Genomic DNA, 12,535 nt, shown 5'->3' on the forward strand with positions numbered 1-12,535 from the left:
GTAGCTGAACATGCTGGGAATGGTAAGCGCCGAGCCCCGCTGAGCGCGACGCATTTTCCGGGCGCCGGGCGCCTCGCCATCTACCGCCGCGCGATGAGCGAAAGCTCGCAGAGCGCACACGAGCTTCACCGCCCGACGGCTGTCTGAGTGTTTACCGGATGCCGCCGGATGTCATGAGCCCGTGGACCGCTGGCTGACCCATTCGAAGGCTTCGGCTTTTGATCGTGTGCCTTCGGCGGTGCGGGAGCGGTTGGGTTCGCCGAGGTCGGCGAGGAGGTTTTCGGAGAGGTCGACCAAGGTTGCGAGGGTGGTGGGGGTGAACCAGGCCGGGCGGGTGGCGAAGAGGATGTCTTCGGTGGCGGTGTTGCCGCTGGCGCCGGGGGCGAAGGGGCAGCCGCCGAGGCCGCCGAGCGCGCCGTCGACCATCGTGGCGCCGGCCGTGATGGCGGCGAGGGTGTTGGCTACGCCCATGCCCCAGGTGTCGTGGCCGTGGAAGACGATGCGGCGCTGGGGGGTTCGGGTGTGGACGGCGGAGACCAGTGCGGCGACCTCGCCGGGATGGGCTTGGCCGAGGGTGTCGGCGAGGACGATGTCGTCGGCGCCCGCGGTGCGCGGGTCGTTGGCGATGGCGAGGACGCGCTCCGGATCGACCGGGCCGTCGAACGGGCAGGTGAAGCTGGTGGCCAGGCACAGCTGGATCGAGCCGCCCACGGACGTGGCGAGCCGGACCGCGTCGGGCATGGCGGCGACGCTGTCCTCGGTGCTGCGGCCGATATTGGCCTTGTTGTGCGCATCCGAGACGGAGAAGCAGTACTGGAAATTGCGCACCCCCGCCGCGGCCGCCTTCTCGACGTGCCGCGGCGTGGCCACCCACACCCAACAGCGTTGCAGCTCTTCGGGACTCAGCGCGGCGATGAGCTCCATGGTGTTCGCCATCGGCGGCACCAGGTCGGGCCGGGCCATCGAGCCGATCTCCAGCGCGGGCACACCGAGCCCGAGCAGCCGCCGGATGAGGTCGGCCTTCTGCTCGACCGGCAGCACCTTTCCGGTGAGCTGCAAGCCGTCGCGCAGGGTCACGTCGCGCAGGATCGCCGAGCTCACCGTTCGTCCCGCTCCTGCCGCGGCGCGCACATCACGCCGCCCCACGGCTTTTCGTGCACACCCGCGGGGTTCGGATGCACGGTCGGCCGGGTGAACCCGGGCGAGCGGATGTCGCGTGGGCCGCGTCGCGGCGGTCGCCTGCGGTCTTCCCTCATTTCGCCTCCAAAGCGTCGATCTCGCTGTCGCTCATGCCGAGTAGCCCGGACAACACCTCGTGCGTGTGCTCTCCTAGATCGGGTCCGACGTTGCGGATGGGCAGGGACTGTTCGCCGATCACCGGGACGATGCCGGGGAAGCCGACCGTCTTCGGTTCCGCCGCACCGACATCCACCGAGAACTGCTGAATCATGTTGCGCGCCTTGTACTGTTCGTCGGCGACGATGTCGGCCGCGGTGTAGATGGGACCGCACGGGATGCCCGCGGCCTCCAGGATCTTCAGTGCCTCGGCGCGCGTGTGCCTGCTGGTCCACTCGGTGATCGCGGCATCGAGGCGGTCGTGGTTGCGCCAGCGGCCCGCGTTGTCGTGCAGTTCCGGGTCGGCGGCCAAGTCGGGGCGGTCGATCACCTGCATGTAGCGCTGGAAGATGGCGTCACCGTTGCCGCCGATAATGATGCTGACGCCGTCGCTGCACGGGTAGGCGTTGCTCGGGGCGATGCCCTCGACCAGACCGCCGGTGCGTTCGCGTTTGATGCCGTAGGCAAGGTAATCGGGCACGAGCGATTCCATCACCGACAGGATCGTCTCGTTGAGGGCGACGTCGATGACCCGCTCGCGCAACGGAATCGACGTCTCGTCCGGCCTGCGCTCACGCTGGAACAGCGCCATCACGGTGCCGAAGGCGGCATAGACGCCCGCGATCGAGTCACCGATCGAGACGCCCGTGCGCACCGGCGGCCGGTCCGGTTCGCCCATCAGTTCGCGCAGGCCACCGACCGCTTCGGCGACGGCGGCGAAGCCCGGCCGGGACGCGTGCGGCCCGGTCTGCCCGTAGCCGGAGATTCTGGTGATCACCAGGTCGGGGTTCGCCGCGTTGAGCACCTCCGGGCCGAGCCCCCACTTCTCCAGCATCCCGGGGCGGAAGTTCTCCAGCAGCACATCGCAGCGGCGGACCAGGTCGAGCACGACGGCACGGCCTGCTTCGCTGCGCAGGTCCAGCGTGATCGACTTCTTGTTCCGGTTGACGGTGCGGTAGAGCATGGAGGTGTCGCCGCCGTAGAGCCGCCAGTTGCGCAGCTCGTCGCCGGCCTTCGGCCGCTCCACCTTGATGACCTCGGCGCCGAAGTCGCCGAGGATGCGCCCGGCGGTCGGCGCGGCAATGTAATTGCCCAGCTCCAGGACGCGAACACCGTCCAACGGCCGAATACTCATCGCACCAGTGTCTCAGGGGCCGCAGCGGCAGCGCACGACGACACCTCGCTGGGACCCATCTACCCCACGTGCTCGCGCAGGTAAGCCAGATCCTCGGCCACTCCGTCGGCGGGCGTTTCCAGGATGACCGGGGCGTCCGCGCTCTTGCAGACCTCGGCGAGTAGCTGAGGGTCGATGGTGCCGTCGGCGAAGTTGGCGTGGCGGTCGGCGCCGGAGTTGAACTCGTCGCGCGAGGAGTTCAGGTGTACCAGGTCGATTCGACCGGTGATCGCCTTGATGCGGTCGACGACGCCGATCAGCTCCTCGCCACCCGCCCAGGCGTGACAGGTGTCGAGGCAGAAGCCCGCGCCGAAATCGCCGACGGCGTCCCACAATCGGGCGATCGAATCGAAATGCCGCGCCATCGCGTGATTGCCACCCGCGGTGTTCTCGATGAGGATCGGCACCGCGAAGCCGCCCTTGTCCTGCTGGCGTTCGAACAGTTTGCGCCAGTTGTCGACGCCGGTCGCCAGCTCGGCGTCCGAGCGCACGTGCCCGCCGTGCACGACCAGACCGATCGCGCCGAGGTCGGCGGCGGCCTTGGCCTGCTGGGCGACCGCGTTGCGGGAGGGCATGCGCAGGCGATTGTTCAGGCTCGCCACATTGATCTGATAGGACGAGTGCACCACCACGTCGATCGGGCTGGCCACGATCTCCTCGGTCCGCGGGTGCGGGGTGGGTTTGTCCCAGCTCTGCGGGTCGACGACGAACATCTGGATGACGTCGGCGCCGAGTTTCTCGCCGAAGCCGATCGGATCGCCGTCGAGCCGGACATGTGCGCCAATCTGCATGAGGGCCAGCTTAACGACCACCACCGACATCGAGCCGCGGACGGCGAACCGGGATATGTTGCATCGCGCGAGTCCGGCGAGATACATCGGTAGTATCCGCGCGCTCGACCCGACAACGGGGGTGAATACCGTGTTGCAGACCGACGATCGACCGGCCTTGCCCCGCCCTTGCTGGCGGGCCGCCGGTCCGGTGACAACTGCTATGGTTTCGATGTTTTCCGTGGTCCGGCCCGTGCCTGATCGCGCGTTCTTATGCTGTACGCCTGTTCGTCGGTGGGTCCCGGCGGGCGGCGGGAAGTGGAGCAGACATGCTGGCCAGCGGTGACGTTTTCGCCGGTTATGTCATCGAGCGGCAACTGGGTCGCGGTGGCATGGGATCGGTCTACCTGGCGAAACACCCTCGGCTGCCGCGCCTGACCGCGTTGAAGCTGTTGAACAGGGAGATGTTCTTCGACAAGGAGGTGCGGGCGCGGTTCGAACGGGAGGCGGATCTGGTCGCCCAGCTCGACCACCCGAATATCGTCACGGTCTACGACCGCGGGCTCGAGGCCGAGCAGCTGTGGATCTCCATGCAGTTCATCGACGGCATCGACGCCGCATCGGTGCAACCGCAGGCGCTGCCGCCGGAGCGGGCCGTGCAGATCGTCAAGGAAACCGCGGACGCCCTCGACTACGCGCACGGCATCGGTGTGCTGCACCGCGACGTGAAACCCGCGAACATCCTGCTGGCGCGCGGCGGTGGTGGCCGCGGCGAGCGGGTGTACCTCACCGACTTCGGCATCGCCCGCTTCCGGGACGACACCGGCCATCTCACGCAGACCGGAACCTTCACCGCCACACTGGCTTACGCCTCGCCCGAGCAGCTCACCGGTTCGTCGCTGGATCACCGGTCGGATCAGTATTCGCTGGCGTGCTCGCTGTTCTGGTTGCTCACCGGGACCGGCCCGTTCTCCGCGACCAACCCCGCGGCGGTCATCCAGGGTCATCTGCAAGGTGCTCCGCCCGCACTGAGCAGCCACCGCCAGGGCCTGCCCTACGCGCTGGACAGCGTGCTGGCCAGGGCGATGGCGAAGCGACCGGAGGACAGATATCCCAGCTGCGCCGACTTCGCCGCCGCCGCCCGGCACGCCCTGACCAACCCCAGCGTGCCCTCGATGCCGGTGGCCGGCGGGCCGCGGCCGTTCACCGCACCACCGACGGCAGTGGCCGGACCACGCCCGACCACCGGGCCGAGGCCGACCACCGGACCCCGCCCCACCACCGGACCGCCCACCCCGACCACCGGCGCGCCCTACCCGGCGCAGTACGGCCAGCCGACCAGCGGACCGAATCACCTTGCAGGATCACCGTTCACGCCGCCACCGGCCACGCTGGCCGCGCCGCAGTACGGCAACGGCCAGGCCCCGCAGCCGACCGCCCCGTACGCGGGCCAGCAGTTCGGCAACAACTACGGCCCGCCGCCCATGTCTCCGGTCAGCGTCGGCGGACGGCCGCCGAAGAAATCCAACGTCGGCGTCATCATCGGCATCTGCGTCGGAGTCGTGGTGCTGCTGGTAGTGACGCTGGCCATCATCGGCGCGGTCAGCGATTCGACCGCCTCCGGCGGCGACACGACACCGAGTTCGGTCGCGTCCGGCGTGAACGGGCCCGGTAAAACGGTGCCCGCGACCGTGGACTCGATCAGTGCCGAGTTCCCGCGCATGGTGCCCGCCAGCAAGACGGAGCAGGTCGGCTACAACGGCGCCAAATGCTGGGAGACCGACGCCACTTACACGCCCTCGCCGAGCGAGGGCGACCCGGAGTTCGGTGACTGGGCCTGGCAGTGGCGCTGCTACGGCGGCGGCGACAGCTCCGACCCGCTCTATCGCATCTACGTCTACAAGTCCACCGCCGACGTGCAGGCGGTGCTGAAGACGCTGCCCGCCAACACCAAGTCCACCGACACCAACGGCGGAAAGTCCTACACCAACTACAAATACGACACCGGCGGCCCGAAGATCGTCACCGCCTTCACCGGCGATCCGGACCGTGCCCAGTACCTGATGTTCACCGACGGCTCCGGCTCCATCGATCAGACCCTGCGCTGGTGGCGCTCGGCGCCGCTGAACTGATCCATGCTGCAACCCGGAGAGATATTCGCCGGGTACACCATCGAACGGCTGCTCGGTCGCGGCGGCATGGGCTCGGTGTACCTGGCGCGGCACCCCCGCCTGCCACGGTTGACGGCGATGAAGCTGTTGAACCCGGAAGTGTTCCACGACAAGGAGATCCGCACTCGGTTCGAGCGGGAGGCCGACCTGGTCGCCCGGCTCGATCACCCCAACATCGTGACCGTGTTCGACCGCGGCGTCGAGGACGAGCGGCTGTGGATCTCGATGCAGTACATCGACGGCACCGACGCCGCCGGGGTGGAGGCGCGATCGTTGCCGCCGGAACGCGCGGTGCAGATCATCGGCGAGACCGCCAAGGCGCTCGACTTCGCGCACCGTCGTGGCGTGCTGCACCGAGATGTGAAGCCCGCCAACATCTTGCTCGAACGCACCGCGGGCGCCGGCGAACGGGTGTTCCTGACCGATTTCGGCATCGCGCGCTTCCGCGACGACACCGGGCGGCTCACGCAGACCGGAACATTTACCGCCACACTGGCGTACGCGTCACCGGAGCAGCTGTCGGGCGCGCTGCTCGATCACCGCTCGGACCAATACTCGCTGGCCTGCACGCTGTTTCGGCTACTGACCGGCACGGTGCCGTTCGACGCCACCAACCCGGTCGCGGTGATCCAGGGACATTTGCAGGTGCCGCCGCCGCCGGTCAGCCGGTTGCGGCCGGGGCTGCCGGTGGCGCTGGATGCGGTGCTGGCCAAGGCGATGGCGAAGCGGGCCGACGGGCGGTTCGATTCCTGCGCCGAATTCGCCGGTGCCGCTTGGCGTGCGCTCACCGCGGCGCAAGAGTTCGGCTCGCCCCCGGCGCAGCAGCAATTCGCGCCGTCCTCGGCACTGCAACAGTTCACGCCATCCCCGGTACACCAGCAGCTCACGCCATCCTCGACACCGAACCAGTTCTCGCCCTCCGCCGCACCGCACAAGTTCGCACCGTCCTCCACGCCGAGCCAGTTCGCGCCACCTCACCCGCTGAATCAGCAACGCGTCATGGGGCAGAACGGGCACGATGCCAGTCCCGCCCGGCGCGGCCCGGTTCCCGTGCAGCGCCCGAAGTCCAACGCCAAGCTCGGCGGCGGCATCGGCGTCCTTCTGGTGCTCGGCCTCATCGCCTCGCTCATCATGTCCTCGCGCGGCGAATCAGGTTCGGCGGGACCGACGGTCACCACGACGGCGACTACGCCACGCGCCACAGCCATTGCCGACACCACCGAGCCGCCGACCTCGGCACCACCGGCGACGACCGCCGACCCCGCCCAGGTGGGCACGAACGCCGCGGCGCTCAGCGCCGAGTTCCCGGCGATGCTGCCGAAAACCACTGCCCAGCAGCTGGTTCACTCCGGATCGGGCTACAACAAGGCAGGTTGCTTCTCCTATGATCCGACTTCCGCGCCGACCATCGACGAGGAGGATCCCGCCTTCGGCGCCTGGCTGGTGATGTGGCGCTGCTTCGGCGGCACCGAGAACAAAGCGGCCTTCTCCTTCTACCTCTACAACTCCCCCGCCGACGTCCACGCCGCGCTGGACGCCTTACCCGCCAACGACCGGACCACGGCCACCAATCACGGCCACACCTACACCAATTACACGTTGCACAACAGCAGTACCCGGCGCCCGCGGATGATCACGGAGTTCACCGCCGACCCGCAACGCGCCACGATCCTGATGTACAGCGCGGGCTTCATCGCCACCGAGTCCGAGCTGATGCAGTGGTGGACCGACGCCCCACTGAACTGAGCGAGCCGACCACCCGCCGCGACTGGAAGGGCCAGGCGCTCAACCGAACGCGTGGTGCACGAATTCGTGGGTCGGATGGAAGCCGATGGACTGGTAGATCTTGCTCGAGGTGCGGTTGGCGGTGTCGGCGAACAGGCACACGTTCAAGTTGTCGGCGCGCAAGACTTGTGCGATGTGCGCGGTGACGGCGCTGGCGTAGCCGTGTCCGCGCTCCTGCGGCGGTGTGTACACCATGCCGACGCGGGACCAGCCGTGCACGGGAAGGTGATGGGCGGCAAAGCTTGTCGGGCGGCCGTCACGCTCCCAGAACCACATCAGTCCGGCCGCGACCCGGTTGCGGAGGGTCGCCTTGTCCAGTCCGGCCGGCGAGATCCCGGCCTCGGCACGCATGGCCTCGGCCCATTCGACACACAGCTCGACCTCGGATTCGGTTGCCCGGCGCGGACTCCCGGGCACCTCGGGGGTACGCAGCGCACCGAGCCGGTACAGCCTGGTGGTGTAGGACGGTTGGACGCCGACCCCGAGGCGGTCGCTCCACCGCTTGGCGAAGATGTCGGCGTCGGCGGCGAGTCCTTCCACCCCTGCGCTTTCCGGTGCCACCTCGGCCAGCGCGTCCGCCACCGCGCTCGCGCCGCCCTCGGGCAGCTCGCCCAGGTACAGGTCCCGGTCCGCGACCCGCATGGCGACCCCGGCCACGGCCGCGCCGTCGCCATACAACGCCAGGAATCGCGAGCCGCCGTCGGCGGCCTGCAGGCCGGCCACCTGATTGGCGATGCTGGTGCTGATCACGGTGTGCCGCAGCGGATCACGGAGCAGAAACGACTCGGTGCGCGAGCGGAACTCGGCCGCGTCCGTGCTGATCTCGATCCTCATGATCACCACGGTAGGCGGCGGATGCGTTGCGCGCCCGCGTGTCTCGCCAGGCCTGCCACGATGATCGACCGGTGGTCGAGTCGGCGCACGGCTCAGTTGGGTTCGGCGTCAATCCGTTTCGTTGCCGCCACGGCCACCTGTGCGAAGTTTGAGCAGGACCAACCCTGCGGTGCACGCGAGAATCAGTCCGGCGACGGTGATTTCGACGTGTAGGCCTGCGATGCCGAGGACAGCCCCGACGATGCCGCCAATGAAGATCAGCCAGGCGAGTGTCCGCGAAAGAATCGTGGACAGCGAGCGCGCTGACCCGTTCGACACGAGATGCTGCGAAGAAGCCGACACCGCATCCTTGGCGGCTGCGGACGACTCCTGCTGCGACGCTGTCGAGTAAGCTCCCATCATCTACTCCTCGATGACGCCGATCAGAGAACCAATGCCGCGTTCATCACACAACGCTTCTCTCATCTGGGTACAGGCGTCTCACGCGTAACTTTGCTCACACGCTACGACCATGTCGCGCCATATGACAGCGACACGTGCCCACGACACGCCGAAGAGACCAATTCGATATCTGAGTTACCGGCGTTTAAAATGTGTACGTCCGACGCACCGGCGGCGACCGCTTCGCCTGGCCCGGTGGACCGCGCTCGAGTAAGGTGATGCCCACTCGAACCGCAGCAGGAGTTGTCACCGATGGAGAGCACCAGGACCAAGATCGCAGGTCCGGCGATCGCCGCAGGCGCGATCTCCGTCGGGCTAGTCCTCGTCGGCGCCTGCGGAATCGGCAAGCAGGACACCTACGTCGCACCGCCACCGTTGCAGTCGGACCCGAACGTCGCGCCCGTGGTGCACTCGGGCACCAGCGTGACGGTGCCGAAAGTGTCGATTCCGCCGTCGCCGACCTGGCGCATCGCCCCGTATCAAGCGCCCCAGGCGACACCGTTCACCGGATTCGCCACCACGACGTCCGGCGAGCCGGCCCCGGAAGAGTCGCACGGGATTCCACCGCACGAGACCCCGTCCGAGGACGCGCGCCCACCGGCCACCACCACCGAGGCGCCCACGACCGAAGCGCCGACGACCAGGCCGACCACCACTCGGCCGACCAGGCCGCGGCCGACGACTACGACCCCGGACGAGCCGACCACCCGCCCGTCCGAAAGCCCGTCCGGCGGTTTGAACACCGACCACGAGTGACCCGCGGTGGTGCGCGAAGCACGCACCACCGCAAGGATTTACAGCTCGGGCAGCTCGTGCTCGCCGACCCGCGCGCTGAGCACCCGCAGATGCTCCAGCCCGCCGCCCAGCGTGCGTTCGATCGCGGTCAACCTGGCCACGTAGTGACTGACCGGGTACTCGGCGGTGACGCCGATCCCGCCGTGCAGCTGGATGGCTTCCTGGCCGATGTGCCGCGCCGAGCGACCGACCTGGAGCCGGGCCCGCGAGGCCACCTGGTCGTCGATCGCGCCGTCGGCCGCGGCCGCGGTGGCGTACAGGCTCATGCTGCGCGCGAGTTCCAGCGACACATACATGTCCGCCGCTCGATGCGTGAGCGCCTGGAACTTCGACAGGGTGACCCCGAACTGCTTGCGCTGCTTCAGGTAATCGGTCGTCAACCGCAGCGCCTCTTCCATCGCACCGATGGACTCCGCACACAGGCTCGCCTGCGCCTGGCCCTGTGCGGCCCGAATCGCCTCGGCCGCATCACCATCGCCGCCGAGCAGTTCGGCAGCGGCCTGATCGAACTCGATCTGCGCGCCGCGCTGCCCGTCCACCGTGCGGTAGGCCTTGCGGCTGACGCCCTGGGCGTCGGCGGCGACCAGGAACAGCCCGGTCCCGCCGCCCGGCAGCTGTGCGCTGACCACCAGCTCGTCGGCGCAGTCGCCGTGTGTCACCGGATTCTTGATGCCGGTCAGCGCGTACGAATCACCCTGCGGCACAGCGGTGGTCGACAGTTCGGTGGACGGCCAGCGCACGCCTGGTTCGGCATGGGCGAAGGCCAGCAGCTTGCTGCCCGAGGCCACCTCGGGCAGCACGCGCTGCCGCTGTTCGGTGCTGCCCGCGAGGGTGATCAGCGCGCCGGGGACCAGCACCGCATCGAGGATCGGCTCCGGCGCCAGCCTGCGCCCCACCTCCTCGAGCACCACCATGGTCTCCACCGGGCCCGCGCCGACGCCGCCGTCGTCCTCGCTGAAAGTCAGTCCGAGCACGCCGAGTTCGGCGAGCTGCTGCCACACCTCACGGCTCCAGCCGAGTTCGGTGTCGGTCACCTTCAGCCTGGTCTCCGGGTCGTAGTTGCGAGCGAGCAGCTCACGCACCGTGTCCCGCAGCATTTCCTGTTCATCGGTGAGATCGAAATCCATGGCGGCGCCTCACAATCCGAGGATCGTGGAGGCGATGATGGTGCGCTGCACCTCGCTGGAGCCTCCGTAGATGGTTGTCTTGCGGTAGTTCAGATAGCTGGGACCGCTGCGCTGCGCCCACCCGGGCGAAGCGATGTCGTCGGCGCCGACCGGCACCGCGTCCGGGCCCGCGATATCGAGCAGCAGCTCGGTGGCGGCCTGCTGCAACTCCGAGCCACGCAGCTTCAGCACCGAGGACGCCGGATTCGGCTTGCCGTCCGAGGAGTTCGAGACCACGCGCAGCTGGGTGAGTTCCAACGCGAGCAGCTCGTTCTCAAGTTCGGCGAGCCGCGCCGCGAACAGCGGATCCTCGAGCAGGGTTCCGCTGCCCGACCTGGTCTGCGCGGCATACTCTTTCGCCACGCCGATCTTCACCTTGGTGCGACCGACGCCGGTGATACCGGTGCGCTCGTTGCCGAGCAGGAACTTGGCGTAGGTCCAGCCCATGTTCTCCTCGCCGACCAGCTGATCGGCGGGCACCCGGACGTTCTCGAAGAACACCTCGTTCACCTCGTAGCCGCCGTCGATCAACTTGATCGGGCGGATGGTGACGCCGGGCGACTTCACGTCGAACAGCAGGAACGAGATGCCCGCCTGCTTCTTCGGCGCGCTCGGATCGGTGCGCACCAGGCAGAAGATCCAGTCCGCGTACTGCGCCAGGGTGGTCCAGATCTTCTGGCCGTTGACGATGTAGGAGTCGCCGTCGCGCACCGCGGTGGTGCGCAGCGAGGCCAGGTCCGACCCCGCGTCGGGCTCGGAAAAGCCCTGGCACCACCAGATGTCGAGCGCGGCGGTGGGCGGCAGGAAGCGCTGCTTGAGCTCCGGCGAGCCGAAGTGCGCGATCACCGGGCCGACCATCTGGGCGTTGAACGTCAGCGGATCCGGCACCGAGGCGAGCTGCATCTCGTCCTGCCAGATGTGGCGCTGCATCGGGGTCCAGTCCTTGCCACCCCACTCGACGGGCCAGTTCGGCACCGCGAGGCCGTGGTCGTTGAGGGCCTTGTGCGAGCGGACGATGTCGTCGCGGGACAGCTCCCTGCCGTATTTGAAGCGCTCACGGATGTCGGCGGGGATCTCGGTCCGATAGATGTTTCGCAGTTCGTCGCGGAAGGCGACTTCATCGGGGGACAGGCTTATTTTCATACGCAGCTCCGTCTGTGTCTCGTACGTCCGAGTCCAACCTACCCTCCGGTAATCCTCCACTGTCGACTGGATCACACAGGTAGGACACGCTCGGCGGGCGTCAACCAGGGGTGGACACCGGCGCTACCTGGGCGGCACCTCGGACGAACTGGTACGTTGCTGGACGTGGGTTGGGGACCCCGAGACTTTGCGTATCGAGGAGTTCGAGTGAACGGCAGGACCATCGCACGAGCCAGTACGGCCGTGGCAGCTCTCGGCATCGGCGCGGCACTGACCCTGGGTGGCCCGGCCACCGCCGATCCCGAACCGGCACCGGTGGACGCCGGCCTGACCCATCTTGCCGAGATCGCGGGCCCGGACCCGACCGTGCAGGCGGGTGTCGGCGCGCTGACGCAGTACACCAAGCTCGCCGACGTCGCCGGACTGCGCCACGTGACAAGCGCCTTCACCCCGTTCGCCTACGCCGCACCCACTTTCGGCTGTGGCAGCGTCGGCCCGGTCACCACGATCATCGCGGCCGCGACCACCGACGGTGCCGGTAACAACCAGGACCTCAATATCGCGCCGGGCACGCTGCGGTTCAGCGCGACGCCCGCGCACACCGGCGCGCCGCTCGCCTCCGGCCTCGTCGTGGCCTGGGTGAACATCAACAACGGCGCTAGCGGCATCGATTCGCTCGACGACCTCACCGAGTACGGCCTGCCGTCGCTGTCCAAGACGGTGCACAGCGGACCAGGCACGGTAATTGCCTCGATGTGGGGCATCATCAACTACCCGTTCGCGAACTGCGTGATGACGCCGACCGTCGGCACCTTCATGGTGCCGGACCAGCCGGTGCACCAGCCGAGCAATCCGGCGAACACGACCGGTCCCGGACTGACCGCGCCCGGCCCCAACGGGACCGAGATCGGCCCGGCCCCG

Annotated in this window: 12 protein-coding genes; 4 read left to right on the forward strand and 8 right to left on the reverse strand. The window is 68.3% G+C overall.

Features of this window, described 5'->3' with window-relative positions; all coding sequences use genetic code 11:
- Positions 1 to 171 precede the first annotated feature (171 nt).
- The 4 genes from NN4_RS38090 to NN4_RS38100 are packed head-to-tail and all read right to left on the reverse strand — an operon-like array spanning position 172 to position 3,300.
- The gene (locus NN4_RS38090) at positions 172 to 1,101 is read right to left on the reverse strand and encodes a hydroxymethylglutaryl-CoA lyase (RefSeq protein WP_147141363.1); all 930 of its coding nucleotides are present in this window, start codon (positions 1,099 to 1,101) and stop codon (positions 172 to 174) included.
- A complete protein-coding gene (locus NN4_RS45440) occupies positions 1,098 to 1,256 on the reverse strand; it encodes a hypothetical protein (protein ID WP_159080695.1) in 159 nt (52 codons plus the stop codon). The genes NN4_RS38090 and NN4_RS45440 overlap by 4 nt, the downstream gene beginning before the upstream one ends.
- Positions 1,253 to 2,470 (reverse strand): CaiB/BaiF CoA transferase family protein, encoded by a 1,218-nt coding sequence (locus tag NN4_RS38095; protein ID WP_147141366.1) that lies wholly within the window; start codon positions 2,468 to 2,470, stop codon positions 1,253 to 1,255. Before NN4_RS38095 ends, NN4_RS45440 begins: the two co-directional genes overlap by 4 nt.
- 59 nt (positions 2,471 to 2,529) lie before the next feature.
- On the reverse strand, positions 2,530 to 3,300 hold the full coding sequence (locus tag NN4_RS38100; protein ID WP_147141369.1) for a deoxyribonuclease IV: 771 nt from the start codon (positions 3,298 to 3,300) through the stop codon (positions 2,530 to 2,532).
- 308 nt (positions 3,301 to 3,608) lie between these two features.
- Between NN4_RS38100 and NN4_RS38105 the strand changes: the two genes are divergently transcribed.
- Together NN4_RS38105 and NN4_RS38110 are read left to right on the forward strand one after the other, a co-directional pair.
- Positions 3,609 to 5,411, forward strand: coding sequence for a serine/threonine-protein kinase (locus tag NN4_RS38105; RefSeq protein WP_147141371.1), 1,803 nt, complete (start codon positions 3,609 to 3,611; stop codon positions 5,409 to 5,411).
- Positions 5,412 to 5,414: 3 nt separating this feature from the next.
- Positions 5,415 to 7,196, forward strand: coding sequence for a serine/threonine-protein kinase (locus NN4_RS38110; RefSeq protein WP_147141374.1), 1,782 nt, complete (start codon positions 5,415 to 5,417; stop codon positions 7,194 to 7,196).
- A 39-nt stretch (positions 7,197 to 7,235) separates the two neighbouring features.
- On the opposite strand, the gene NN4_RS38115 is transcribed toward NN4_RS38110, so the two are convergent.
- Together NN4_RS38115 and NN4_RS38120 are read right to left on the reverse strand one after the other, a co-directional pair.
- Entirely contained in the window at positions 7,236 to 8,069 is an 834-nt protein-coding gene (locus tag NN4_RS38115; RefSeq protein ID WP_147141377.1) for a GNAT family N-acetyltransferase, read from the reverse strand.
- Positions 8,070 to 8,177: 108 nt separating this feature from the next.
- Positions 8,178 to 8,468: a hypothetical protein gene (locus NN4_RS38120; protein ID WP_107659044.1), complete on the reverse strand. Its 291-nt coding sequence runs from the start codon at positions 8,466 to 8,468 to the stop codon at positions 8,178 to 8,180.
- A 294-nt stretch (positions 8,469 to 8,762) separates the two neighbouring features.
- Here NN4_RS38120 and NN4_RS38125 point away from each other — a divergent pair, with 294 nt between their 5' ends.
- Positions 8,763 to 9,266 carry a hypothetical protein gene (locus NN4_RS38125; protein ID WP_147141380.1) on the forward strand — a complete coding sequence of 168 codons (504 nt, stop codon included), beginning with the start codon at positions 8,763 to 8,765 and terminating at the stop codon, positions 9,264 to 9,266.
- A 38-nt stretch (positions 9,267 to 9,304) separates the two neighbouring features.
- Here the strand turns inward: NN4_RS38125 and NN4_RS38130 are convergent, their stop codons facing one another.
- Together NN4_RS38130 and NN4_RS38135 are read right to left on the reverse strand one after the other, a co-directional pair.
- Entirely contained in the window at positions 9,305 to 10,432 is a 1,128-nt protein-coding gene (locus tag NN4_RS38130; protein ID WP_147141383.1) for an acyl-CoA dehydrogenase family protein, read from the reverse strand.
- A gap of 9 nt (positions 10,433 to 10,441) precedes the next feature.
- On the reverse strand, positions 10,442 to 11,614 hold the full coding sequence (locus NN4_RS38135) for an acyl-CoA dehydrogenase family protein (RefSeq protein WP_135233082.1): 1,173 nt from the start codon (positions 11,612 to 11,614) through the stop codon (positions 10,442 to 10,444).
- Between the two features lie 207 nt (positions 11,615 to 11,821).
- Here NN4_RS38135 and NN4_RS38140 point away from each other — a divergent pair.
- Positions 11,822 to 12,535: hypothetical protein (locus NN4_RS38140; RefSeq protein ID WP_147141386.1), on the forward strand; the 714-nt coding region annotated here is incomplete at its 3' end.

It is taken from the genome of Nocardia ninae NBRC 108245 (assembly GCF_007990755.1).
GTDB lineage: Bacteria > Actinomycetota > Actinomycetes > Mycobacteriales > Mycobacteriaceae > Nocardia > Nocardia ninae.